Here is a 26,252-nt window from a genome sequence, read left to right as displayed (position 1 = left end):
ATACTCATAAAACGGCTTTACCGTGTGAATGTAGTAAAGTCCAAACCAGAGCGTACAATGAAAGCAATTGCATATAATATCAAATTACAGGAAAAGGAAGCTTTAGCCCGTGCCAATGCAAAAAAGCATGATTTAACGCTGATCTCCAATGAGCTAAATGCCAGTACGGTGGTTTATGCCCAGGGGAAAAATGTTGTCATTGTTTCCACGTACGATATCCTTGACCAGGAAATGCTCTGGCAGCTGAAAAGCATGGGGGTTAACAAGATCATCACCCGTTCAAATATTACTACTCATATCGATTTGAAAACGGCTACTGCAATGGCATTTAAAGTTGCCAATATCCCCCGGGAAGACATGTTAGCCATAAAGGGTATTGCAGAACAGGTCATCCGTCACCTAAACCTATGGGAAAGCGGGAAATGTGTAGGTGCGGCATGCTGCTGCCAGAAAGTCTGTGCCCTAAAACCAACTAAGGAAACAGAGCAAACGGACACACAGGTAACGGCCAATCGAACGGTGCGGTGATGGAGCGGGACTTTAACGAACTGGTACAGAAATATAATGTAGCGGCTCCGCGCTACACCAGTTACCCGACGGTTCCTTACTGGGAGACCGAAACCTGGAATACCGAACAGTGGATTAATCATGTCCAGTCGACTTTTTTCCAGTCGTCCGGTCTGAATGGTCAGGGTATCAGTTTATACGTGCACCTGCCCTTTTGTGAGCACCTGTGTACCTACTGTGGGTGCAACACGCACATCACAAAGAACCATAAGCTGGAAGATCCATACATTACGGCGGTGCTCCGTGAATGGCAACTTTACAAGCAGGTACTCGGAAGTGCCATTCCGATCAGCGAACTGCATCTGGGAGGAGGTACCCCCACTTTTTTTAATCCCCACCAGCTCCAAAGGCTGATCAATGGCCTGCTGGATGGCAACCGGGTTACTGATGAAGCTTCGTTCTCCTTTGAAGCGCATCCGGCCAATACAACCGAAATGCATTTACAGGTGTTATATGATGTTGGCTTCCGCAGACTCAGTCTGGGGATACAGGATTTTGATCCCGATGTGCAACGGGTAATTAACCGCCGGCAGACGGAAGCGGATGTCTGGCGTGTAATAGAACAGGCCAGGGGCATCGGCTACAGCTCCATCAACTTTGACCTGATCTACGGCCTGCCTTTACAGACGCTCGACCGGATATCACACACCGTAGCCAAAGTGCTGGTCATGAAGCCCGACCGAATTTCTTTTTACAGCTACGCGCATGTGCCCTGGATGAAGCCCGGGCAGCGGCTGTTTACAGAAAGCGATCTGCCCCGTGGAAACGATAAGCTTGCGCTCTATCAGCTCGGCAGGCAGCTCATTCTTGACGCCGGATACCACGATGTGGGTATGGATCATTTTGCATTGGCAGGTGACGGACTTTTTAAATCTGCCGCGGCAGGCAATCTGCACCGCAATTTCATGGGATATACTGAACGTTATACTCCTTTGCTGATCGGACTTGGTGTATCTTCCATCAGTGATGCCTGGTTTTCCTTCGCCCAAAACGTAAAAAAACTGGAAACATATTACGCGTATATACAGGAAGGCAAATTTCCATTGATAAAGGGACACGTACTTACCGTGGAGGACCTGGTACTGCGCCGCCATATATTGGATATCATGTGCAGGGGGCTAACGGTACTCGGGAATCCGGTCGCACCTGATGCCGATGTCATGAGGCGGCTCCGCCCAATGCAGGACGATGGTTTGATTACCATTCATGGCCCGGAAATCCAGGTGACAGCGACCGGGCGCTCCTTCCTGCGGAATATTTGCACGGCGTTCGATCAGCGGCTTGCCTTGGGAGGGAATAAAAGTGGCTTATTCAGTCAGTCCATTTGAATCCTATGAGTACGACGGTAAATACAGCTACGGCATTGACCTGTTACCATTGCGGTGATCATGCCTATACCGAAGACTATCGGCAGGATGGACATTACTTCTGTTGTTTAGGCTGTAAAACGGTATATGAAGTGCTGCATAGCCACAACCTGCAGCACTACTACCGGTACAATACACATCCCGGCAGCTCGCAGCGGGGGCAAGCCTCCAGGTCTGACTACCTGGATGAACCGGCCATAGCCGATACACTGATCGATTTTAAAAACGAAACGGTTACCGTCGTTACATTTTATGTGCCGGCCATCCATTGCAGCTCGTGCATCTGGCTACTCGAACACCTTTATAAGCTTCACCCGAGTATTGTTTCATCACAAAGTGATTTTATGAAGAAACAGGTCAGCATCACTTTTCAACAGGAGCAGCTGTCCCTCCGACAGCTGGTTGCGCTGTTGACCCGAATCGGATACGAGCCTAAAATCACGTTGCAGGATGTCGTAAAAGCCGGAAAAAAATTGGATCAGCACAGTTTAGTTGCTAAAATTGCAGTTGCTGGCTTCTGCTTCGGCAATTCGATGATGCTCAGTTTCCCGGAATATTTCGGAATGGCATCCTTTGAAGTTAAATACGCGGTTTTTTTTGGATGGATGAATCTGGCATTTTGCCTGCCAGTACTCCTGTACAGTGCCCGGGGGTATTTCCGGTCGGCCTGGCAGAGTCTACAGCAGCGACAGCTCAATCTCGACGTGCCGCTGGCCCTCGGGATTGCAGTGCTGTTCATCCGGACGGCTTCGGAAGTGCTGAGTGGCAGTGGTCCCGGATTCGCAGATACATTATGCGGACTGGTCTTTTTTATTCTTGTGGGCCGTTGGGTGCAGGCGCGTACGTACCACCACATTTCGTTTGAACGCGATTACCGTTCTTATTTCCCGGTGGCCGTTACCCGCATAACCGGTCAAACCGAACGGCCTGTACCCATTGCCGATTTACAGGTAGGCGACCGGATTCTGATTCGTAATAACGAAATTATTCCGGCGGATGCGATCCTGCTTAAAGGACATGCCGCTTTGGACTTCAGTTTTGTTACCGGAGAATCTGAACCCGTCCAGAAAACACAGGGAGACGTGATTTATGCCGGGGGCCGGCAGACTGCGGATGCCATTGAGCTGGAAATAACCAAACCGGTATCGCAAAGCTATTTGACGCGGTTGTGGAATAATAGCGGTGATGTGACGGAAAAGGAGTTTCACACCTTTAGCAATACGGTAAGTCGGTATTTTACACCTGTTTTAATCTTTATTGCGGTGATAGCCGCTGCTTTTTGGCTGTACCAGGGAGATAGTGGCCGGGCATGGGGAGCCTTTACGGCTGTCCTTATTATTGCATGCCCCTGTGCGCTGGCGTTAAGCAGTCCATTTACACTTTCCGCTGCACTGAGTATTTTTGATAAAAATAGATACTATGTAAAAAGTACCGGCATGATTGAGCGGATGGCCGCTGTCGATACCCTCGTCTTTGACAAAACGGGCACGATTTCGTCGCCGGCAGCTGCAGCGATGCGGTTTAACGGGGAGCTGACCACGGATGAGCGGGGCATGGTGGCATCGGTTTGCCGTAACTCCGTACACCCGCTGAGCCGTGAGATTGTAAAGTGGCTGCGCGTTATTGAGTTTAAGCCGGTCTCGGCCTACAGCGAGCAGGCCGGGAAAGGGATGATGGCACGACTCGGCGGTGACTCACTCCGCATCGGCAGTGCCGATTTTGTTGGGGCGTCGCTACGGCCGGATACGGTAACAGGCAGTCAGGTCTTTGTCGCCATTAATGGTGTTGTGAAAGGTTTCTTCAGCGTCGATCAGCCCTGGCGGGAGGGGCTTACCGATATGCTGACCGAATTCCAGCCGGATTATTCGTTGCACCTGGTTTCGGGCGACCGTGACCGGAGCCTGCCGGTACTCCAGCGGCTTTTTCCCCCGGGTGCTACACTGCTATTTAACCAGATGCCCGATGAAAAACGAAATTACATCCAGCAGCTGCAGCAGCGAACCAAACAGGTTTGTATGCTGGGCGACGGGTTGAACGATGCGGGGGCACTTAAACAGGCAGATTTCGGTATCGCGGTGAGTGACGATATTAATAATTTCTCGCCGGGTTGTGATGCCATACTTGATGGTCGTTCGTTTATTAAATTGCCGCGGTTTTTCCAGTTTGCCAAAGATGCGGTCAGGATCATTCACTGCAGCTTTGGCATTTCGCTCAGTTATAATGTAGTCGGGCTCAGCTTTGCCGTGCTAGGCACCATGTCGCCGCTATTTGCGGCTGTCCTGATGCCGTTGAGCACGGTAACCATCATTGGATTTACCACGATTGCGACACATTGCTATGCAGTTAAGCGTCAATTAAACTGATCTGTTTTTATGAGTGCTATTTTCTTCCTCATCGGTTGTAGCGTATTTATCGCACTGATTTTTTTGGCGGCCTTCTTCTGGGCAAATAAAACCGGTCAGCATGAAGATACGTATACGCCATCAGTAAGAATATTGTTTGACGACGAGGTAGCTCAGGATACGGACTGCGGACCAAGCAATGAACACCGGCAATCAGCACCGGCCGCTCGGGAGCAAACACGTAGCTGACGGAAGGGCAATTGCGGTGTGTCTGTTTATCACGGTAGGTGTTGTCCGTTACCGTTTGCGCGGTGCGTATTTCACTGTTTCTTCCTGAATAGGCTGATAAGCGCCGATACCTGTACAGGTGCGCCAGTTGAAGCAATTTTGAACCCCAAAAATTGTGATCACGATTACTTTTAAAGCCAATCAATGTCACTCGCCCACCCCGGCCGTAACGGTAATTTTACCGCCGTAAAACAAATACAGCATGCAGCTAACTAAATTTAATTACGACAACAAAATCGTCAGGGATTTTGGCATCGCCACTATTGTTTGGGGCATAGTGGGCATGACCGTGGGCCTATTGGTTGCCGTACAACTCGTTTGGCCGTTTATGAATTTCAACCTTCAGTACACGACCTTCGGAAGGGTACGGCCATTGCATACCAACGCGGTCATTTTCGCTTTCGTGGGTAACGCGATATTTATGGGCGCTTATTATTCACTGCAACGCCTTCTTAAGGCTCGTATGTACAGTGATTTGCTGAGCAGGGTACACTTTTGGGGATGGCAGCTCATTATTCTGGCAGCGGCCATTACCCTGCCGCTTGGCATCACAACCTCCCATGAATATGCCGAGCTGGAACTCCCGATCGATATTGGTATTACCATCATCTGGGTTGTGTTTGGTATTAATATGTTCGGTACCATCATTAAACGGCGGGAGCGGCACATGTATGTGGCCATCTGGTTCTACATTGCCACGTTTGTCACGGTGGCAGTACTGCACATCGTCAACTCGGTACAGCTGCCGGTTTCCATGTGGAAGAGTTACTACTTATATGCGGGTGTACAGGACGCCCTGGTACAGTGGTGGTATGGTCACAATGCGGTGGCGTTTTTCCTCACTACCCCCTATTTAGGCATGATGTATTATTTCTTGCCCAAAATGGCCAATCGGCCTATTTACTCCTATAAGCTGAGTATTCTCCATTTCTGGTCATTGATCTTCATTTACATCTGGGCCGGTCCGCACCACCTGTTGTACACATCGTTACCCGGATGGGTGCAGTCGCTCGGCGTAGCATTTTCCATTATGCTCATTGCGCCAAGCTGGGGAGGCATGATCAACGGGCTGCTTACCCTGCGCGGTGCATGGGATAAGGTGCGTACGGAACCCATCCTTAAATTCATGGTGGTGGCGCTTACCGCATATGGCATGGCTACGTTCGAAGGCCCGATGCTTTCGTTGAAACAGGTGAATGCGATCGCGCACTTCACCGACTGGATTGTAGCGCACGTGCACGTGGGTGCATTGGGATGGAATGGGTTTATGACATTCGCCATTCTCTACTGGCTAATCCCCCGGATCTACAAAACCGAGCTGTACTCCAAGAAACTTGCTTCGGTCCATTTCTGGATTGGCACATTGGGCATCCTCTTTTATGCGATTCCGATGTACTGGGCAGCTGTGGTGCAGGGCCTCATGTGGAAAGAGTTTACACCGGAGGGAGTGTTAAAGTATCCTAATTTCCTGGCGACAACACTTCAGATTATTCCGATGCATATGCTGCGGGCCATTGGCGGCGCATTATACCTGAGCGGTGCCATTTTAATGACATATAACCTGGTAAAAACAATGAAACAAGGCCGGTTGCTGGCCAATGAACCTGCGGAGGCCCCCGAATTAACGCCTGTACTGGTCAATGAACGGTCCAGGCATCGCCGGCTGGAACGCAAACCGGTGTTGTTTATGGTCCTTGCACTGATCGTGATCCTGATCGGTGGGATGGTACAGATGATGCCGACCTTTATGATCTCGTCCAACGTGCCTACCATTACCAGCGTACAGCCCTATACGGCGCTGGAGCTGCAGGGGCGCGACCTGTATATCCGTGAAGGGTGCGTCAACTGCCATACGCAGACGGTACGCCCCTTCCGTTCAGAAACTGCCCGTTATGGCGAATACAGTAAGGCCGGTGAGTTTGTATATGACCACCCCTTCCTCTGGGGGTCTAAGCGTACAGGGCCGGATCTGCACCGCATCGGAATGAAATATCCGAATAAATGGCATTTCGACCACCTGCTTGATCCGACGATTACTTCGCCGGGAAGCATTATGCCGGCCTACCCCTGGCTGATCGAGCAAACACTGGATATCAGTACCACAGTGGCTAAACTCAATGCGATGCGTCTGCTGGGAGTACCCTATTCAGATGAATACGTCAGCGCAGCGCTCGATGATCTGAAAAGGCAGGCCCAGGCAATTGCAGACGATCTGGCAGAAAACGACGTGCAGATTCGTCCGGACACAGAAATTGTTGCCATGATTGCCTACTTACAGCGACTGGGTACCGATATCAAAGCGCAGGAAACACCAATGGCTTCCATGGAGTGATGAGTCAGCAGATATTAACAAAAAAACGAGATTATGTTTAAGCAAATAACGGATTTAAACGGAAACGAATGGTACTTGATCGCTTCACTCTGGATTTTTCTCCTCTTTTTCATTGTCGTTGGCCTGATGCTGTTCCGCATGCGGAAAGATTACATTGACTACATGAAGGATATGCCTATTGATGACGATGAACAGGATATGTCTAAACTAAACAAACAGGAATAATCCATGAAAACGATGATATTCATGCAACTTGCCGTCGCGTCAGATGTCGCGGAAACCGCATCTCACACGTTCAACAGTGGAAACAGCAGCAATGATTTACTCATGATCGCACTGGTTGTGGTCATGGTCGTTATCCTGGTAGCCGCCGCAGTCGTGCTTAAGGCCATGCAGACGATGATCAAGATGACCATGCCACAATTGCTGGAAGACGAAAAGGCGGCCGTGTCAGCAGCAAAGGCCGATCGCAGGACACGCCGTATAACCCGGTGGAATAAGCTGATGGGGCTGCGGCCGATTGCCGAAGAGGAGGAGCTGGTTATCGACCATTCGTATGACGACATTAAGGAACTTGACAACCCTGTGCCTGCTTGGTTTAACGCGCTTTTCTATGGATCTATGGCTTTTGCTGTTATTTACCTATGCGTGTATCATGTCTTCGGCTGGGGTCTTAACCAGGATCAGGAGTATGAGCGGGAGATGGCGCTCGCTGAAGTGGCCCGCCAGGAATGGCTCGCGCAGTCGGCTAATAATGTCGATGAAAATAATGTGGAGCTGAATGGGACGCCTGAAGTGCTTGCTTCCGGCCAGGCGGTCTTTACCCAGAACTGTGCAGCGTGCCATGGTGGTTCCGGGGAGGGCGGGATAGGCCCTAACCTGACCGACCAATACTGGCTCCATGGAGGAGACATTAAATCGATATTCAAAGTTGTCAAATATGGGGTGCTCGACAAGGGCATGGTGCCCTGGGAACAGAACCTTACTCCCGGACAGATTGCAGAAGTAAGCAATTATATCCTTTCCTTACAGGGAACAAACCCGCCAAATGCGAAAGCACCACAGGGGCAGTTGGAGGAAGGGGAAACGGCACCGGCCGCGGGGGAAGAAACGGCAATTTAAGCAAATCGTATGGGAGCAACTACCATTCCGGGAACAAAATCCAAAAGGCAGTGGATCTATGCCAAAAAACCAGGTGGTAAACTGTTTAACTACCGCCAATGGTTTGGTTATACCCTGCTCTTTTTCCTTTTTGCAGCACCGTTTGTCAAGATCAACGGGGAGCCATTCCTGATGTTCAACATTATTGATCGTAAATTCGTGCTGTTTGGCAGCGTATTTTGGCCACAGGACCTGCACATATTCGTATTCGGTATGTTAATCGCCATGGTATGTGTCGTATTGTTTACCGTGGTGTATGGCCGCATATGGTGTGGATGGGCATGTCCACAGACGATTTTTATGGAGTTGGTATTCCGCCGGATCGAATATTGGATTGAAGGTGACTGGCAACAGCAACGTAAATTGAACGAAAGGCCCAATACGCTGCAAAAACAACTGAAAAAGGGACTTAAACATACTATTTTCTTCGGTATATCGTTCCTGATATCCAATATTTTTCTTGCCTATATTATTGGAGTTGATGCCCTGTGGAAAATCATGACCGACCCCGTAAGCCAGCACCTGGGCGGGCTCATCGCCATCTTGTTGTTTACGCTGGTCTTTTATGGTGTATTTGCGTATGTGCGGGAGATCGTATGTACTACGATCTGTCCATACGGAAGGTTACAGGGTGTGCTGCTGGACGACCAGAGTATTACCATTGCTTATGATGTTAACCGTGGGGAACCCCGTGGACACCGGAAAAAGGGCGCGGAAGAGGAACAGGGCGACTGCGTAGACTGTAACCTCTGTGTACAGGTATGTCCAACCGGCATCGATATCCGTAACGGTATCCAGATGGAGTGCGTTAATTGTACCGCTTGTATCGACGCCTGCGATGCCGTAATGGAAAAGCTGGATAGGCCCAAGCGGCTTATTGGGTTCTATTCCGCCATGGAACTCGGCGGTTCAAAAAAGAAAGGCAATACCCGGGCCATTGCCTATACCCTGGTCCTGTCGTTTTTGCTGATCGTATTTGGGTGGCTTATCTTTAGCCGTACGGCCATAGACGGTACATTGCTTCGTGCCAAGGGAAGTAGTTACCAGAAACATCCCAATGGCACCATCAGCAACCTTTATAGTGTGGAGCTGATTAACAAAACTAACGGCGATCTGCCCATTCAGCTGGTGCCCGAAAGCCAACGCTTTGCCATTAAAACGATCAATCACATTGATACCTTGAAACGGGGCGCCGCCGCGCAGGTGAGTTTTTTCCTGATCAGCGACCAGCAGGCTATACAAACCTACAAAACCAATGTAAGGATCAATGTGGAAGTAAATGGGAAAATTGTGGAGACGCTGAAAACCACTTTTGTGGCGCCACCGGGTGGGGCAAGCTGGACACCACAGTAACTAAATGGGTATCATAACGGAAAGTAATATGAACTGGGGGGTAAAAATTGTAATCACACTGGCACTGTTTATTGCAGTCATCGTGTCTTTTGGTGTATACATGGTCAGCAATGATACGGATACCCTGGAGATAGGCGATTACTACGAACAGGGACTGCAGTATGATAAGGTCTATCGCCGTAGGCAAAACGTACGGCAGCACGAGGCGTTGCCACGCATAACCATTGCTGCGGATACATTGACAATCCAGTTTGTACAGCCGGGAAATAAAGGGCAATTGTTGCTGCGGCGGCCCTCGGACCAGGCACAGGACGTCGTGATTCCCTTTGATTTTGCGGATCGGCTTTTTCGGCTACCGATGCAAGCCTTCAGCCGCGGTGCGTGGGAACTTCAGCTGGAATGGGAGGCTGCGGGTATCCCATATCAATTTGAAAAACAGTTATTTTTAAGTAAATGAGTTATCAACAGCTGGCTTTCTTTATGGGCTTTTTCGGTAGCCTGCACTGCGTCGCCATGTGCGGACCGCTGGTACTGGCACTGCCCACCCTGAATAAATCCATAGGGGGGGTATGGCTTAACCGATTACGCTATCAGGCGGGACGGGTACTCACGTATGGGCTGTTGGGACTCTTAGTCGGACTGATCGGCCACGCCGGTTCCATCAAAGGGTGGCAGCAGGCAATGACATTAGGGACCGGGGTACTGCTTGTGGGTATGGGGTTATTTAATTTGTTCGGGAAATATACCCCCTCATTTAGCCGCAGGCAACAACAGCTTGTTGCCCCAATAGCCCGCCTGATGGGCCATTGGTTATACCGCCCGGGGGGTAGTTTTATAGCCGGAATACTGAACGGACTGCTTCCGTGCGGTATGGTGTACATGGCACTGGCCGCTTCACTGAGTGCTGATTCCATTATGAGCAGCGCTATTTTTATGATGGCCTTTGGCTTGGGCACATTGCCCGCTATGATCGGGGTCTCGATCGCAGGAGCAGGCCTGAAATGGAAGTTCCGTCTGAACATAGCAAAGTGGTTACCCTTGCTGTTTTTGGTCATGGGGAGCTGGTTTTTGTTGCGTGGGGCTAACCTGGATATCCCTTACCTGAGCCCGCTGATTTATCCGGAAGGAGCAATCACCTGTAAGTAGGGAATCAGGAAAAATCCAAATACAACAACACCATCTTTTTCTTAACTTTGCGCATCAATCTATTCAACAAGCGGGTAAGAGATGAGTGAAAATAAAGATGCTGTACCAGACCATACAGCCGAAACCGATACTGAACCTCCCGAATTGGTTTTTGTAATTACGGATGCACATGACGGGGGCAAAGTGGCCGTCGAAGGCCGTTATGGGATCGTCTTCCTTATGGAGGAAATGGACGATTTGCAGGGTATGGTTGTCGGCAAGGTACAGGAACATTTTGGCGGTACATTTCACGGGAAAATCCGCATTCGCCAATATGTCGACGAGCTGATCAGCATGAAAAAATAACAAGCAGGCACCTGTGAACTTTTGATTGATAGGCAGCCCTGGCTAATGCACCGCCCGGTGTTATTGGACTTTTATTGTGAAACAGCTGATCGGTAGTTTTCCGTATATTTTTTGGTGTTATGAACGGCTATCTGCCGTGTGATCTGCGGGGGCGGGTGTAAGGGTAATGGCTGTTGTTCATTTGGTTGCTGCTTTACCGCAAAGCAGCAAACCCCGGCAGTGTAATCAGGCAGTTAATTACTGCTATTTTGTTAATTCATTGAAAATTAAGGTTTCAAATAATTAGGAACCTTGAACATCCCAATAATTGTATACATTTTTCTGCATGGTGCTCTCCATCTTTGCATAAAGGTACAAGCATTTAAGCTGTATTTAACCATGCCGTAATCGGTGCAGCTGAATACCGCTTCAGTGCTGAAATGGGGAAAGGTCGTATTAACCTAGCCGGATACGATTAAACAAAAATTTTATGAAGAAAGCTGGGTACTCAGTCGACGAATTAGGAAATGACACAGCACCATTATTGAAAATGAACAGATTTGTTTTCGTGGTAATGGAAGGGAAAAACAGAACCAAGGTAGCCATCGAAGGAAATTATGGCATGGTTGCGTTCGCAAATAATATGAAGGAGCTAAAGGAGGGAATCATTGATAAAGTGCAGGAGCAGTTTCAGGGTAAGTTTGTCGGAGAAATCTGCATCCGCCGCTTTATGGATACCATAATTAAAATAGCGAATTAAAAAATATTGAATTTGGTAGATGTGTGGCCCCCAACAGATACACCGCCCGGTGTATGGGGGCCCCTTTTTTGAGAACAGCGATTAGCCTCCTCAGTTCAACTTTAGCCCAATCTCACGTAATCGTTCGTTAAGGTATTCCCCTGCAGTGGTATCGGGATATGCGTTCGGATGGTGGTCATCTACACAGGACTGCAGCGCTGCCAGGCTCATGGAAGCCCGCGGATGCAGAAAAAACGGGACGGAGTAGCGCGACATCTTCATCAGCTCACGGGGCGGATTTACCACACGGTGGGTGGTGGATTTCAGTTTATTGTTGGTGAGCCGCTGCAGCATGTCGCCAACGTTCACGACGATATCTTCACCATGTGCTTTCACCGGATACCACGTGCCTCTGCGGGTGAGTACCTCCAGCCCGTCAGCACTGGCGCCGATAAGGAGGGTAATCAGGTTAATGTCTTCATGTGCACCTGCACGTACGGCGTCCGCGGGAAGGTGATCCGGTTCTTCAATCGGGAAGTAATGGATGGCACGCAAAATGGAATTGCCCTGATGCACTTTGGGTTCAAAGTAATCCTCGTCCAGGTTCAGGTAAACCGCAATGGCCTTAAGCAATTCTCGTCCGATAGCTTCCAGCCTGCCGTATATCGTGCCCGTTACTGTGTCAAAGCGGGGAATTTCGGAGACAGCAACGTTGTCCGGATAATCGGCTTTGGACAGCGTTTCATCACTGAGCGTTTGCCCACGTTGCCAGAATTCCTTAAGATCCGGTGTGTTGGCATCCTTGGCTTTTTCCCGGCCTTTTGAGGTATACCCCCGCTGCCCGGCGAGTCCGGGGACTTCGTATTGCCGCTTTTTTTCTTCCGGTAAAGCAAAGAACGCCTGTATCACCTCATATAATTCGGTGATTAACGCCTTATCCATGCCGTGATTGGTAATCGTGGCAAAGCCGGTCCCGGTAAAAGCGGAGCCTATATCCTGTGAAAATTGACGGCGCTGTGCTGCTGAACCTTGTGTATAAGCAAGCAGATCCAACCGGGGTATCGTGACGATAGACATGGTGCAACTTTTTGAGGTAAATATAAGGCATTCGTTGGTTTGCGACAAATAGACACTGCGATAAACAAACAACCTTCCCGGTCCGGATGTTTCTTGCGGGCGTACGGGCCGTTTGATGTATTTCCACTATTAAAATTAGATTCCAATGGCGGCGGCGAGACCGATAAATTCCTTTTATATTGCATATAACGGCGAATTTGTCTAAGTTTGGTATTCACAGCGGGGTGCGGGCGGCTCATTTAATAATTCGTTATCTCGTCCCCGGAAATGTTATCATCCCATGGTAAATAGAAGGATCAAACTAACGCAAGGCAGCGGTGAGCACGGGCCGGGGCGGCGCATCAAAAAAGTGGCGGTATTGGGCTCCGGGGTAATGGGGTCGCGCATTGCCTGCCATTTTGCCAATATAGGCGTGCAGGTACTGCTGCTGGATATGGTTCCCCGGGAACTACTGCCGGCAGAACAAGCCAGGGGCCTGACGCTGGACAGCAGCACCGTACGCAACCGCTTGGTAAACCAATCCCTGGAAACCGCAATCAGGACCAACCCCTCACCCGTTTTCAGTAAGCATACCGCCAGTCTTATCCAGACCGGGAATTTTGATGATGATATGGCAGCCATCGCCTTGGCCGATTGGGTCATTGAAGTCGTTGTGGAACGGCTGGATATCAAGAAACAGCTGCTGGATCGGGTCGAACAGTACCGGACGGAAGGAACGCTGATTACCTCGAATACTTCGGGGATACCCATCCACCTGATGGCAGCGGGAAGGAGCGCCGATTTTCAGGCACATTTCTGCGGCACGCATTTTTTCAATCCGCCACGTTACCTGCACCTGCTTGAAATCATCCCCACCCCGGAAACCAAAACCGAGGTAGTAGACTTCCTGATGCACTATGGTGATAAATTTTTGGGGAAAACGACGGTGCTGTGCAAAGATACACCGGCGTTTATCGGCAACCGGATCGGCGTATATTCCATGCTGGCCCTTACGCACCTGGTGGAGCAGCTGGAACTGACCGTCGAGGATGTCGACAAATTTACCGGTCCGGCCATGGGGCACCCGAAATCGGCCACCTTCCGTACCGCCGACGTGGTCGGACTGGATACACTGGTGAATGTAGCGAAAGGCCTGTCAGAAAATGCACCGGATGACGAGGCAAAAGAAATATTCAACCTTCCGTCCTATATCCGGCAGATGGTGGAGCGGCAATGGCTGGGGGAAAAAGCAAAACAGGGGTTTTATAAAAAAATAAAAGACGATAAGGGCAACAGTGAAATTCTGGCGCTTGACCTTGGGACGCTTGAATACCGGAAGCAGGAAAAGGTAACCGCGGCTACCCTGGAAGCTACCAAACCGATAGACGATATCCGTAAGCGGATGAAGGTTTATGAACAGGGTACGGACAAGGCTGGCGCGCTCTTCCGGGCGATGCATTATCCGTTATTTGAATACGTTTCGCGGCGTGTGCCGGAGATTACTGACGAGTTTTTCCGCATCGATGACGCCATGCGTGCCGGGTTTGGATGGGAGCTTGGCCCCTTTGAAATATGGGACGCATTGGGTGTTAGGGAAACGGTGGAAAAAATCCGGGCGGAAGAGCGGCGGATACCCGGTCATTCCGGCGAAGTGGCCGACTGGGTCAGGCAGATGCTGGATAGCGGCCACGAGTCGTTTTATCAGGTGAAAGATGGCGTACGCCATTATTATGATGCACAAAGCAAATCATACAAACCCATACCCGGTGCCGAAAGCTTTATCATTCTAAATGACCTCCGCGGGCAGCGCACGGTATGGAAAAATGAAGGGCTTACCGTTATCGACCTCGGCGAAGGTATTCTCAATGCGGAATTCCACACCAAGATGAACACCATAGGAAGCGATGTCATCCAGGGGCTTCACCAAGCCATTGACATCGCCGAAAAGGACTTCCGGGGATTGGTTATCGGCAATGATGGTGCAAACTTCTCAGCCGGTGCCAATATCGGTTTGATATTCATGATGGCCGTTGAGCAGGATTATGATGGCCTGAATAACGCAATAAAAACCTTTCAGGATACTTCGATGCGCCTTCGCTATTCGGCTATTCCCGTAGTGGCAGCGCCGTTTAATCTGGCACTTGGGGGCGGATGTGAATTTTCAATGCATGCGGACTTTATACAGCTCCATGCCGAAACCTATATGGGGCTCGTTGAATTTGGCGTAGGGGTGATTCCAGGGGGAGGAGGTACCAAAGAGTTTGCCCTGCGTGCTTCGGACGAGTTTAAGGAAGGTCAGATTGTACAGCAGGTGTTGCGGGAGCGGTTCCTTACCATCGGTCAGGCCAAGGTCTCCACTTCTGCGGCAGAGGCTTTTGAGTTGGGATACCTGCAGGCGGGCAAATATGCCGTCAGCATGAACCGTAACCGGTTGCTTGCGGACGCCAAAGCCAAAGCGGTGGAGTTGGCCGAAGCGGGTTATACCCAGCCCGCGCCACGGGCGGATATTACGGTGCTGGGTAAGCAGGGACTGGGTATTGTCTATGTGGGTGCTAACTCCATGCGCGCGGGCAACTATATATCTGAACACGACCAGAAAATTTCGGAAAAACTCGGCTGGGTGATGTGTGGAGGTAATCTCTCCACACCGACGCAGGTGTCGGAACAGTACCTGTTGGACCTGGAGCGCGAGGCATTTCTCTCGCTCTGTGGTGAACGGAAAACGCTGGAGCGTATCCAGCACATGTTAACGAAGGGGAAACCTTTACGGAATTAGTTTTGCTGAATATTAAAGACACAAACATGGAAGCATACATTATCGCCGGATTCCGGACTGCGGTTGGAAAAGCCCCGCGAGGGGTGTTCCGCTTTACCCGGGCAGACGACCTGGCGGCCGAAGTTGTTAAACAGTTGATCGCGTCGGTACCTAACCTGGATAAAGAAGAAATCGACGACGTGATTGTGGGAAATGCCACACCTGAAGCGGAGCAGGGACTCAATATCGGCCGGATGATCTCACTTATGGGGCTTGACACCGAAAAGGTACCCGGTGTAACCGTAAACCGGTATTGCGCTTCCGGACTGGAAACGATTGCCACTGCGGTTGCCAAAATCAAGACCGGTATGGCCGATGCCATTATTGCCGGCGGTGTGGAAGTCATGTCGGGCATGCCATTCGGTGGCTGGAAACTGGTGCCCAATCCCGAAGTTGCCCAACGTCACCCCGACTGGTACTGGGGGATGGGGCTTACCGCAGAGGCAGTCGCCAAAGAATACAGGGTAAACCGGGAAGATCAGGATGCTTTTGCCCTTGCCTCACACCAAAAGGCAATCGCGGCTATAAAAAACGGCCACCTTAAAGATGGAGTGGTGCCCATTACCGTTCGGGAAAACTACCTCGATGCGGCCGTGGGTGCGGGACAGTGGGACGCATCAAACTACCTCGATGCGGCTTTGCATACGGGGCAGCAGGGTGGTGGGGCAAACCCGACTAAAGGTGGAAACAGCATCAAAACCCGCGAGTATGTGGTGGATACCGATGAAGGACCTCGTGCCGATACGAGTCTGGAGGCCTTGGCGAAATTGAAGCCTGTGTTTGCCGCAGGGGGAAGCGTTACAGCTGGAAACTCGTCGCAGACTTCGGACGGTGCGGCATTTGTGCTCGTCGTGTCTGAGAAAAAACTGAAATCATTGAATATCAGTCCGATCGCCCGCCTGGTTTCCTATGGTGTGGCAGGGGTGCCGCCGCGGATTATGGGTATCGGCCCCATTCACGCCATTCCGAAGGCGCTGAAAATGGCCGGAATGACACTGGATGATATGAATCTCATTGAGCTCAATGAGGCCTTCGCCTCCCAGTCATTGGCCGTCATCCGTGAACTGAAGATTAATACCGAAATCCTGAATGTCAACGGCGGTGCCATCGCACTTGGGCATCCGCTGGGTTGTTCGGGGGCTAAGCTTTCGGTGCAGCTTTTCCATGAACTGAAGCGCAGAAACCAGCGATACGGTATGGTAACCATGTGCGTAGGTAACGGGCAGGGTGCCGCCGGGATCTTTGAGATGCTTTAATCTTATCACTGTGAACATGAATACGAGCACACAAGGAGACACCTTTCTGATTAACGAGACGCCCTATACGTCGGTCTTTATTCCCGAGGAGTTTGATGAGGAGCAGCGGATGATTCGTCAGACCTGCGAAGATTTTCTTAAGACGGAAGTTTACCCCAACTTGGATCGTATCGACGCACAGGAAGCGGGCTTGATGCAGCACCTGCTGGATAAGGCGGGGGAATTGGGGTTACTCAGTGTGTCCATTCCCGAGGAATATGGCGGTTTTGGAAAAAACTTCAACACGGCTATGCTGGTAACGGATGCTGTCGGCGCTGGACACTCCTTCGCTGTGGCACTATCGGCACATACGGGCATCGGCACATTGCCCATTCTCTATTACGGCAGTACTGCACAGAAAGGCAAGTACCTGCCCCGGCTGGCAACAGGTGAGTGGAAGGCGGCATATTGCCTAACGGAGCCAAATGCCGGATCGGATGCCAACTCCGGCCGTACCAGCGCCAGACGCAATGCGGAAGGGACCCACTATCTGATCAATGGCCAGAAAATGTGGATCACTAACGGTGGTTTTGCCGATGTGTTTATTGTGTTCGCCAAAATTGATGACGATCAACACCTGACGGCTTTTATCGTTGAACGCGGATTCGGAGGGATCACGATGAACCCTGAAGAACATAAAATGGGCATTAAAGGCTCGTCGACCCGGCAGTTATTTTTTAATGACTGCGCCGTACCTGTTGAAAACATGTTGTCCGAACGGGGAAACGGATTCCGCATAGCCGTAAATATTCTTAACATCGGCCGTATCAAACTCGCGGCCGCAGCCATCGGCGCAGCACGGCGCGTAATCGACCAGGCGGTTACTTATGCCAATGAGCGGATGCAGTTTGGTGTACAGATTGCCACATTCGGTGCCATACAGCATAAACTTGCTGAAATGGCCGTCCGTACCTTTGCCGTGGAAAGCGCGGCCTACCGTGCCGGGCAGCAAATTGACGATGCCTATGGAACGCTGTCTGCTGAAGGCATGGATGATGCACAGGCGAAGCTGAAAGCAACCGAAAGGTTTGCTGTCGAATGCGCTATCCTTAAGGTATGGGGGTCGGAAATGCTCGACTATGTGGTGGATGAGGGTGTGCAGGTATACGGAGGAATGGGGTATTCCGCTGATGCGCCCATGGAACGGGCGTATCGCGATGCGCGCATCAACCGTATTTTTGAAGGCACGAATGAAGTAAACAGGCTGCTTATGGTGGATATGCTGCTCAAGCGCGCCCTTAAAGGGGAACTTGATCTCATGGGACCTGCACAGGCGGTAGCCGATGAGTTGATGGCCATTCCGGATTCGGGAATCTCCGAAGACGCCCCGTTTATCCGTGAAAAGCAGCTGCTGGTTAACCTTAAAAGGCAGTATTGCTGGTCGCCGGGGCCGCGGTGAAAAAAATAGCTGCTGCGCTTCCGCAGGAGCAGGAGATCCTGATGCTGCTGGCCGATATGGTCGGCGACGTCTACGTCGCTGAATCGGCGTTGCTCCGGGCTGAAAAGCTGGCGCAGCAGCAGGGTGAAGGGGACACGGGCGGTATCCAGGCATTGATGGCCCGTATTTATCTGCATGCAGCCGTTGATCGCATTTACCTCGCGGGTAAAGAGGCCTTGCTCGGATTTGCCGAGGGCGATGAACTGCGTTTGCTATTGATGGGTTTGCGCCGCTTTACTAAAGTGGAGCCGTTCAATAGCAAGAATGCCCGCCGGCAGGTTGCCCGCCGCCTGATTGAAGCCAATAAATACGGCTTTTAACCATACCCGCTGCCGGCAGTCAGCTACGATGGTGCCGGCCGTAACGGATTGCGGAAAATCGGTAGCGACTAACCGATTATTTTGTATGTTTGACTAAAAGGAATCCAGCCGTGCACTCGGAACAGCAACTTCTGGCAGAATATAGGCAAACGGGCGACCTGCAATTACTGGGTAAGCTGTACGAGCCGTATATGCCGCTTATTTATGGGGTGTGCTTAAAATACTATAAGGATGAGGCGAAAAGTGAAGATGCAGTAATGCAGATTTTCGAAGCGCTCATCGATAAATTGCGGGTACATCAGGTAAGTCATTTCAAAAGCTGGCTGTATACCCTGGCGCGTAATCATTGCCTGATGGATCTACGGGTAACCAGCCGCATAAAAAACGTAGCTATTGACGAATACCTTGTGGAAAGCGATGCATTTCTGCATCAATACGATAAGGAAAATAAGGTTCCTGAAGAGCAGCTCGTGCGGATGGAGGCCTGTCTCGCCGAACTCAACGATGAACAGCAACAGTGCGTTACGCTTTTCTACCTGGAACAGAAATGCTATAAGGAAATTGCAGCGCTTACCGGCTACGAGCTGAACAAGGTGAAAAGCCATATCCAGAATGGCAAACGTAACCTGAAGATTTGTATGGAGAAAAAGCAGACATGAACGACAATTACCATATTATCCGTATACAGCAATACCTCAACGGCACATTGAGCCGGGAGGAAATGCATCAAATGGAGCGGGAAGCCCTTGAAGACCCGCTGCTTAATGATGCTATTGAAGGGTATCGGTTGCAGAACAAGGTAGACCATGGCCGGCTTAGCCTGCTACAGCAACGGCTGGCGGCCCGTATTGAAGGCCAGCAACAAGAGCGGCATACCTTTTACTTTGGCTGGCAACGGCTTGGCGTGGCGGCTACCGCCTGTGTGTTGATGGTACTGGTCCTCGTCCTGCTTTGGATGCGCAGCCACACCACCCACACGACGCCTACGGAAAAGGAGGTGGTGGTTGAACTTACGGTACCCGAAACGATTGCAGGAATCCATGCGGAACCGGTAATGGGCGAAGGGCTGGATGCCTATCCGGGAACAGGCTGGGAACAGTTCAATACTTATCTTGCCGAAAATAAAGGTAACCTGCCAATCGCTGGCAAACTGGTGGTGACGTTTGATGTCGACCCCATGGGTAAGCCGACCGCCGTCCGGACCTTAGATGGGACAAGTGCATCATTATTGGCCAATGTGCAACGCCTGTTGCAGGAGGGCCCGTTATGGAAAGGTACAAAAGGGAAGCTGACGATTTCCGTTGAGTGATACATTAACCCCTCAACATTATCCCGTCCCGCGCTCCGTGCGCGTTATTCTTCCCAGCGTATTTTTTCAGCTACCGGTGTCCGGCTAGCCCCCCGCTGCGGCTCCTCGTGATATCCCATATAAAAGAAGCCCAGGCATTCTTCCCCATCGGAGAGCTCCAGAAAATCAGCCATGTGTTTAATTGAGCCCGGACTGCTCCAATAACCACCGATACCTTCGGCAGAAGCCGACAGCCAGAGGTTCTGCACGGCGCAGGCGGTGGCAGCCAACTCTTCCCATTTGGGGACTTCCCCTGAGTAATGGATGTTAATGGCAATGACAGCGGCCGACCGGAGTACTTTTCTTCGGGTAGCCTCATACTTCTTTTGCAGGAAAAGCGCCGCCGGTGTGTTTTCCTGATAAAGGGAGGCCATTTTATCCGCCAACCGGGTTAATGCTTCGCCGCGGAATACCGTGAAACGCCAGGGCTGCGTAAGTTTATGCGTTGGCGCTGTATTGGCGCATTCCAGCAATTGCAATAACGTTTCTTTGGAAAGCTCCCGGTCTGTATAGCTGTCCGGAAAGATGCTCCGGCGGTTCTTTATCAGTTCCTGTAATGAATTATTGTCGTGTGCTGTCATTTAATATGGATTGATTAAACCGTATTATGTTAACCCCGCTCTTCCCATAATGCGGCGATGTGGAGGATAGTGCGTACGGATTTTTGCATATCCTGTACGGATACCCACTCTTCCCGGCCGTGGAAAGCATGGCCGCCCGCAAAAATGTTCGGACAGGGAAGCCCCATGAAGGAGAGCCGGGAGCCGTCTGTTCCGCCGCGGATACTGCGCCGTACCGGCTCCATACCTGCCCGCCGGATCGCCTCCATACCAATATCCATTACCTGGGGGTATTGGTCAAGCACCTGTTTCATGTTGCGGTACTGTTCGTTGACGGTAAACCGGTAGCTGCAACCGGGGTGGGATGCCAGTACCGATTTGACCAATGCTTCCAGCTCTTCTCCATGTGCCCGCAGTTTTTCATCGGTAAAATCACGGATAATAAATGTGATTTCCGCCTGTTCCACCCCTCCTTTGAAAGATACCGGATGCACGAAACCTTCGCGCCCGCCGGTGCTTTCCGGCGACAGTCGGCCGGAAGGAAGTTCATGCACGATTTCCGCGGCAATTTTTATCGCACTTTGCATTTTTCCTTTGGCAAAACCGGGGTGAACGCCGACCCCATGAATAGTGATCACGGCGCCATCTGCCGAAAACGTTTCATCCTCGATGGTTCCGGCTGTTTCGCCGTCTACGGTATATGCGAAGTCCGCACCAAGCTTCCGGAGGTCCACCCGATCCACACCCCGGCCGATCTCCTCATCAGGTGTAAACAGGATTTTAATGGTACCGTGTTTAATGGCAGGATAATGCATTAAAATGCGTGCTGCGTCCATAATTTCAGCAATACCAGCCTTATCGTCCGCACCTAACAACGTCTTTCCACTGGCGGTAATGATGTCGTTGCCCAGTTGCCTGGACAAGTCAGGGTGCTCATCCCATCGGATAATCACATCGGGATCATCAGGCAGGTTAATGTCTCCCCCTGCGTAACCGCGGTGCACCACTGGCTTTACATCAGCGCCAGTGCAATCGGGCGATGTATCCATGTGTGAACAAAAGCAGATCGTTGGTACCCGTTTGTCCGTGTTGGCGGGAATGGTTGCATATACATAACCATCGGAGTCGAGGTGGGCATCAACAATGCCCATGGCCAATAACTCGTTAACCAGGACCTGACCGAGATTTTTTTGTTTTTCCGTGGACGGACAGGATAAAGAAGCGGGATCGGACTCCGTATCTATTTGTACATATCGCAAAAACCGTTCTTCAACGGTAAACGCCTCAACTGCGTTTATCACCTCATTCATAGTCGTTTTTTCTTTAGTAGTACAACGGGTACATCCGTAATATTCAGTAATTTTTTGCGCACGCTGGAATGAAATAGCCGACGTAAAATACCGTAATTTTTCGAGGCGATAAGGACCAGGTCAATGTGCTGTTTTTTTACGTAGTCGAATATGCCTGTTGCCGTATCCTTATGTGTGCTGATGGTTTCAAAAACGGGGGTTAGTTCATCCAGGTATCGCATGAGTTGTTTCTGGCCAAGCAGCGTCGCCGGCGACTGGCGCTTTAGTGCATAATCCACATGCAGGATATGCATTTCTGCGCGGAAGGGGCTTACCAGCTGGACAATGGAATTGATGGGCGTTTCAGTCTCCACATCGACCAGGTCGGTGGCGTAGGCTACTTTTTTTATGGACCGGAGCAGGTGATCACGCGGTACAATCAGAAGCGGTGCGATACCAGATTCCGCCACGGCCAGTGTATGCCGGCCAATAAGGGTGTTTTCAATATCAGATAAGCCGGCAATTCCCATGATGATGATGGATACCTGATGGATGTTGACAATGGCTTCCACACCTGCCTTTACACTTTGGTCATCGGCGAGTAGCAGGATACGGTCCTTCATGTCATTGATCCGATGAAGCTTGCTGACCATCGTGTCTAAATGCTTCATGGCCACTTCATGGTATGGATTCCGCCCCTGTTCGGATCGGGTCCTGTCTACGGGTGCTTCCTTATAGGAGTGGTAGAAAATAAGCCGCAGCGCTTTTAATTCCCCGGCCATATCCACTGCATACTGCGCTGCATTATACGATACATCGGAAAAATCAACCGGGACTAAAAACGTGTTCATTCAATCGTCTATAAAGCACCCCTAACTGGCAATGGGCTTAGTGTATCTCCCAAAGATAGGAAAAGATCGCTATTTGAACGGATGAAAGAAAAGCAGCCGGCATATTATTGCTGTTTGTCGGCGTAGCCGAATACCTTTTTCAGCAATGGTGTGGTACGTGTACCGCCGAGGTTATTGCGGATTTTAAGTTCTTCCTGGGCAACCTGATGAAAGAGGCCGGCTATGGCTTTCTGGGTTACGTACTTGTTCAAATCGGTTTCCACCTTATCGTTAATAAGGGGAATCTGGTTATAGCTGGTCATCACGGTGCTCCAGTACTGTGCGACATTGTGTTTGCCCAGCGCCTGCTCCACAATGGGACTGAACCGCTTGGTCAGTTCATCCGTGGTGGCGCGCTGGAAAAACTGAGTAGCCGCATCCTTCTGCCCGCTGAGCAGGATATTGGTTGCATCGCGGACGGTGAGCTGCGAAAGTGCCGAAACGAACACCGGTGCCGCTTCGCTTACGGCGCTTTCTGCTGCGCGGTTAAGGCTTTGGATCAGGTTGTCGCACAACGACCCCAGCCCAATATCCCGTAGGGTACGTTCTACTTTTTGTGCCTCCGGGGGCATGAGGATTTTAACCGCTGTATTGCCCAGGAAGCCGTCTTTTACCGCGAGCGACTGAATGCTCCTGTCTAATCCCTGGCTCAAAGCCTGCTTTATGCCCGCGGCGATTTCACTGGAAGAAACGGCCGTGCCCTGCGTTGTGCCGCCGGATGGTGTTGTGGCAGCACCGTCCGGGTATGTCATCTGGCTCAGTGTATCGCACTTGGTAAACAGGAGGAGTGAGGAGGCAAGGGAAAGTACTTTCAGCCGATTCTTCATAGGATAAAAAAGTTAACCATACGTTGGATAAAGGCGTAAAGGTACCATTCTCGGGCTAAGAAAGCAATCAATAGCGGATTTCTGCCATTACCGGAAAGTGATCAGAGGGCAGCTTGCCCGCATAGCTGTCTGTCAGTATACCATAGCGGACCACCTTAAACGGAGGAGAAAGAAAAATATGATCGATCCGGCTGTCACTCACACGGGTGATGTCAAAACTATTGAAAGTGCCATTAGGTGCATATTTCAGGGGCGATAGCTCATATGCATCTTCTACTACTCCACCAGTGTGGAGCAACTGGTAACTGTCGCTGTGCTGGTCCACATTAAAGTCGCCGGTGATGATCATCGGTGTACCGCTGCCCAGTTCACTGGCTTTTTTTACGATAAGTTTAGCACTTTCCGTCCGGGCTTCGGTACCCACGTGGTCAAAATGGGTGTTGAACAGGAAAAACCGGAAGCCGGTACGCCGGTCCTTGAATAATCCCCAGGTACAGATACGTGGCAGGGCCGCATCCCAGCCTTTGTTGGGTGTCCCCGTATTTTCAGCAAGCCAAAAGGTGCCCTGCCTGACCACCTCAAATTTCGTTGTGTCAAAAAATATGGCTGAATACTCACCCTGTTCCTTGCCATCATCGCGCCCAACACCGATATAGGCATAACCGGGAAGAGCCGCTTTGATTGCCTCTACCTGATGCTTAAGCCCCTCCTGAATGCCGAAAATGTCGAAACCATGGAACCGGATGAGCCCGGTAAGATGGGGTGCCCGGTCTTCCCAAAGGTTGCCGATATCGCCTGTGGCATCATACCGGATATTGTAGGTGGCTACACGGAATTGCTGGGCAATGCCAAAGGCAATGCAGGTAAAAAAGAGCAGGGCGGTGACGGCTGTTTTTTTCATTTTTTAGCATGTTGCTGGATGACGTCAAGCAGTAGCCCCGGCTGGTCGGTGGTAATGTACTCAACCTGCTGATCGAGCAGCCGGATCATTTCTTCCTCCGTGTTAACGGTCCACGCATTAACCACGAGTCCGAGATGCTGCGCTTCCTGAATCCAGGTCGGATTTTTCTTGTACACGTCAAAATGGTAATCCAGGCCATAAAAGCCATCCTTTTTGGCCTGGGCCGGCGTTACGTCGCCATTCAGGTAATAAACCTTAGCCTGTGGATCCAGCTCGATGATCCGTTTTGCACCCGCATAATCAAACAGGATGTACTCGACCCAATCCCCCGCATGTAGTTTTTTGACCAGTTCTATTGATTGGTCGGCCGCTTCAAGCGTACGGTCCAGCCCCAGGGGTGAGGTTTTGAGTTCAAAGATAAGCTTAGTCTTGCGCTGCTTCATGCCTTCACGCAGGTAGGCCTCCGCTGTTGGGATCGATTCCCCGTTCGGATGTTTTTTGGCCAGCAATTCGGCATATGTTGAGGTAGCAATATCCAGCCCGTAGAAATCTTTGTCGTGGTTCACCACGAGTACACCGTCTTTGGTAAGGTGCACATCAAATTCAGTGCCTGCACAGCCCAACTCGATGGCACGGTGCAGCGAAGCGATGGAGTTTTGCGGCAGGTTGTCTACCTTCCAGGCGCCGCGGTGGGCAATGGCTTCATTTTGGACAAATTGGGCAAAGGTGGTTTGTGACATGGTGCAGCAAATAACAGCCAGTAGGGTGCGGGTGATCAAATTCATGGTTTTCGTTTTCAGCGAATGAATAAATTGATTATATGTATGGCTCATTAAAGGTAACTAATTTGCCGGAATTAAAAGACCAGAATGACATTGGCTACCTTACGTTCACCTTCATGATCGAATTTTTTATTGTCTGATGGATAATTTACCACCCCCGATTCGGTTTCTCCCTTCAAATACAATGTCGTTGACCCACCTCCGTCGAGGTTGAGCGCATCCTGCATGCCCATTACGCGCAGTAAAAAAGCCAGTTCCGGCAGGTTCATGCCGTGGGCGCTGGCGTTCCGCCCGTCTACCGTAAGCAGCACAAGCTTATTATCGGCAGTATGTGCCACGGCTGACCGGGGGTGGCGGTTGTCGTTGAATGCGTTTTTCTGCAGTGCCACAGCCGTTCCGTCCTGTAACAGCATCGGGCCGCATACCATAACGTTGGCTCCTTCCAAGCGTTTATCCCAGCCGGCAGTCTGATTGTCGCCAAGGACAATGGAGGCTGTCTTTCCGTCGACAATCAGGGCACCGTTGGCCCGTTCATGATTGGTGCCATTGGGCAGCAGCATTTTCGTTTCGTTGACCACATTCCCGTCGATCCGTACAAATGTAGTGGCACCCCCGTGCTGTACGTCAAAAAATGTGGCATTGATAGCGCCCAGGGCACCTGCTTCTTTGGCAAAAACACTGGTCAGCTCAACACCATCGGGCAATCCGGCAAACGCGATGGTGCGGTCGGGGTTTGTCAGGTCGATCTCCAGCAGGTTGACTTCCTGCTGGGATGCAAACAGGCTGTCAAAATGTGCCTGTTTCCAAACCGCCCCCGGGGCTATGGCTTTTTCCTTCCATACGGTCGTGACGATGCGGAGTGAATCTGCCGGGGTCTGCGCAAAAATAAACTGCGGAGCCAACCATAAAATACAGCCTACGAGATAGGCTGCACCGGTTAAACGTTGAAAGTATTGTTTTTTTGTTTTCATAATCGTTGGCAATATGCGAATCGCAAATTATATAAATATTACCGGGGTATCAAGGAATTAGCTATAAATGACGGCAGCGGCCTCTTATTTGTTTTACAGAAAGATTGTTTACTTTTATCAGGCAATTACCAAAACACCGGA

Annotated in this window: 24 protein-coding genes and 1 pseudogene; 17 read left to right on the top strand and 8 right to left on the bottom strand. The window is 50.7% G+C overall.

What is annotated here, in order from left to right:
* Positions 1-57 precede the first annotated feature (57 nt).
* The 12 genes from NEV57_RS06625 to NEV57_RS06570 all read left to right on the top strand — a co-directional run bounded on the left by NEV57_RS06625 (position 58) and on the right by NEV57_RS06570 (position 11,640).
* On the top strand, positions 58-528 hold the full coding sequence (locus NEV57_RS06625) for a Rossmann-fold NAD(P)-binding domain-containing protein (RefSeq protein WP_257657514.1): 471 nt from the start codon (positions 58-60) through the stop codon (positions 526-528).
* The gene (gene hemN, locus NEV57_RS06620; RefSeq protein ID WP_257657513.1) at positions 528-1,895 is read left to right on the top strand and encodes an oxygen-independent coproporphyrinogen III oxidase; all 1,368 of its coding nucleotides are present in this window, start codon (positions 528-530) and stop codon (positions 1,893-1,895) included. The genes NEV57_RS06625 and hemN overlap by 1 nt, the downstream gene beginning before the upstream one ends.
* A 5-nt stretch (positions 1,896-1,900) precedes the next feature.
* Complete coding sequence (locus tag NEV57_RS06615) at positions 1,901-4,297, top strand: heavy metal translocating P-type ATPase (protein ID WP_257657512.1); 2,397 nt, start codon at positions 1,901-1,903, stop codon at positions 4,295-4,297.
* Positions 4,298-4,306: 9 nt separating this feature from the next.
* A complete protein-coding gene (gene ccoS / locus NEV57_RS06610) occupies positions 4,307-4,525 on the top strand; it encodes a cbb3-type cytochrome oxidase assembly protein CcoS (RefSeq protein ID WP_257657511.1) in 219 nt (72 codons plus the stop codon).
* Positions 4,526-4,766: 241 nt separating this feature from the next.
* Positions 4,767-6,896: a cytochrome-c oxidase, cbb3-type subunit I gene (gene ccoN / locus NEV57_RS06605; RefSeq protein ID WP_257657510.1), complete on the top strand. Its 2,130-nt coding sequence runs from the start codon at positions 4,767-4,769 to the stop codon at positions 6,894-6,896.
* A gap of 33 nt (positions 6,897-6,929) precedes the next feature.
* A complete protein-coding gene (locus NEV57_RS06600; protein ID WP_257657509.1) occupies positions 6,930-7,121 on the top strand; it encodes a hypothetical protein in 192 nt (63 codons plus the stop codon).
* A gap of 3 nt (positions 7,122-7,124) precedes the next feature.
* Positions 7,125-8,018 (top strand): cbb3-type cytochrome c oxidase N-terminal domain-containing protein, encoded by an 894-nt coding sequence (locus NEV57_RS06595; protein WP_257657508.1) that lies wholly within the window; start codon positions 7,125-7,127, stop codon positions 8,016-8,018.
* A gap of 9 nt (positions 8,019-8,027) precedes the next feature.
* Positions 8,028-9,410, top strand: a complete 1,383-nt coding sequence (gene ccoG, locus NEV57_RS06590; protein WP_257657507.1) for a cytochrome c oxidase accessory protein CcoG — start codon at positions 8,028-8,030, stop codon at positions 9,408-9,410.
* 28 nt (positions 9,411-9,438) lie between these two features.
* Positions 9,439-9,867 carry a FixH family protein gene (locus NEV57_RS06585; protein ID WP_257657506.1) on the top strand — a complete coding sequence of 143 codons (429 nt, stop codon included), beginning with the start codon at positions 9,439-9,441 and terminating at the stop codon, positions 9,865-9,867.
* Entirely contained in the window at positions 9,864-10,556 is a 693-nt protein-coding gene (locus NEV57_RS06580) for a sulfite exporter TauE/SafE family protein (RefSeq protein WP_257657505.1), read from the top strand. The genes NEV57_RS06585 and NEV57_RS06580 overlap by 4 nt, the downstream gene beginning before the upstream one ends.
* 81 nt (positions 10,557-10,637) lie before the next feature.
* A complete protein-coding gene (locus NEV57_RS06575) occupies positions 10,638-10,901 on the top strand; it encodes a hypothetical protein (protein WP_257657504.1) in 264 nt (87 codons plus the stop codon).
* A 469-nt stretch (positions 10,902-11,370) separates the two neighbouring features.
* Complete coding sequence (locus NEV57_RS06570) at positions 11,371-11,640, top strand: hypothetical protein (protein WP_257657503.1); 270 nt, start codon at positions 11,371-11,373, stop codon at positions 11,638-11,640.
* Between the two features lie 90 nt (positions 11,641-11,730).
* Here NEV57_RS06570 and NEV57_RS06565 read toward each other — a convergent pair whose 3' ends face one another.
* The gene (locus NEV57_RS06565) at positions 11,731-12,696 is read right to left on the bottom strand and encodes an isopenicillin N synthase family dioxygenase (RefSeq protein ID WP_257657502.1); all 966 of its coding nucleotides are present in this window, start codon (positions 12,694-12,696) and stop codon (positions 11,731-11,733) included.
* A gap of 280 nt (positions 12,697-12,976) precedes the next feature.
* Between NEV57_RS06565 and NEV57_RS06560 the strand changes: the two genes are divergently transcribed.
* The 5 genes and pseudogenes from NEV57_RS06560 (at position 12,977) to NEV57_RS06540 (ending at position 19,852) form a co-directional block, all read left to right on the top strand.
* Entirely contained in the window at positions 12,977-15,451 is a 2,475-nt protein-coding gene (locus NEV57_RS06560) for a 3-hydroxyacyl-CoA dehydrogenase/enoyl-CoA hydratase family protein (protein ID WP_257657501.1), read from the top strand.
* A 26-nt stretch (positions 15,452-15,477) separates the two neighbouring features.
* Positions 15,478-16,746 (top strand): acetyl-CoA C-acyltransferase, encoded by a 1,269-nt coding sequence (locus NEV57_RS06555; protein ID WP_257657500.1) that lies wholly within the window; start codon positions 15,478-15,480, stop codon positions 16,744-16,746.
* A gap of 16 nt (positions 16,747-16,762) precedes the next feature.
* Positions 16,763-18,543 (top strand): annotated as a pseudogene (locus tag NEV57_RS06550) (acyl-CoA dehydrogenase FadE).
* A gap of 89 nt (positions 18,544-18,632) precedes the next feature.
* On the top strand, positions 18,633-19,202 hold the full coding sequence (locus NEV57_RS06545) for an RNA polymerase sigma factor (RefSeq protein WP_257657499.1): 570 nt from the start codon (positions 18,633-18,635) through the stop codon (positions 19,200-19,202).
* The gene (locus NEV57_RS06540; RefSeq protein WP_257657498.1) at positions 19,199-19,852 is read left to right on the top strand and encodes a hypothetical protein; all 654 of its coding nucleotides are present in this window, start codon (positions 19,199-19,201) and stop codon (positions 19,850-19,852) included. Before NEV57_RS06545 ends, NEV57_RS06540 begins: the two co-directional genes overlap by 4 nt.
* A 44-nt stretch (positions 19,853-19,896) precedes the next feature.
* Here NEV57_RS06540 and NEV57_RS06535 read toward each other — a convergent pair whose 3' ends face one another.
* The 7 genes from NEV57_RS06535 to NEV57_RS06505 all read right to left on the bottom strand — a co-directional run bounded on the left by NEV57_RS06535 (position 19,897) and on the right by NEV57_RS06505 (position 26,111).
* Positions 19,897-20,472, bottom strand: a complete 576-nt coding sequence (locus tag NEV57_RS06535; RefSeq protein WP_257657497.1) for a nitroreductase family protein — start codon at positions 20,470-20,472, stop codon at positions 19,897-19,899.
* Between the two features lie 29 nt (positions 20,473-20,501).
* Positions 20,502-21,761, bottom strand: coding sequence for a peptidase T (pepT, locus tag NEV57_RS06530; protein WP_257657496.1), 1,260 nt, complete (start codon positions 21,759-21,761; stop codon positions 20,502-20,504).
* Complete coding sequence (locus tag NEV57_RS06525) at positions 21,758-22,591, bottom strand: universal stress protein (protein WP_257657495.1); 834 nt, start codon at positions 22,589-22,591, stop codon at positions 21,758-21,760. The genes pepT and NEV57_RS06525 overlap by 4 nt, the downstream gene beginning before the upstream one ends.
* Positions 22,592-22,695: 104 nt before the next feature.
* Positions 22,696-23,457, bottom strand: a complete 762-nt coding sequence (locus NEV57_RS06520) for a DUF4197 domain-containing protein (protein WP_257657494.1) — start codon at positions 23,455-23,457, stop codon at positions 22,696-22,698.
* A 67-nt stretch (positions 23,458-23,524) separates the two neighbouring features.
* Complete coding sequence (locus tag NEV57_RS06515) at positions 23,525-24,358, bottom strand: endonuclease/exonuclease/phosphatase family protein (RefSeq protein ID WP_257657493.1); 834 nt, start codon at positions 24,356-24,358, stop codon at positions 23,525-23,527.
* Positions 24,355-25,143 (bottom strand): glycerophosphodiester phosphodiesterase, encoded by a 789-nt coding sequence (locus NEV57_RS06510; RefSeq protein WP_257657492.1) that lies wholly within the window; start codon positions 25,141-25,143, stop codon positions 24,355-24,357. Before NEV57_RS06510 ends, NEV57_RS06515 begins: the two co-directional genes overlap by 4 nt.
* Positions 25,144-25,214: 71 nt before the next feature.
* Positions 25,215-26,111: a phosphodiester glycosidase family protein gene (locus NEV57_RS06505; protein WP_257657491.1), complete on the bottom strand. Its 897-nt coding sequence runs from the start codon at positions 26,109-26,111 to the stop codon at positions 25,215-25,217.
* Between the last annotated feature and the right edge of the window lie 141 nt (positions 26,112-26,252).

Origin of the sequence: Parapedobacter lycopersici, from assembly GCF_024643285.1 — a bacterium.
GTDB lineage: Bacteria > Bacteroidota > Bacteroidia > Sphingobacteriales > Sphingobacteriaceae > Parapedobacter > Parapedobacter lycopersici.
This window is presented reverse-complemented; position numbering and strand designations above follow the sequence as displayed.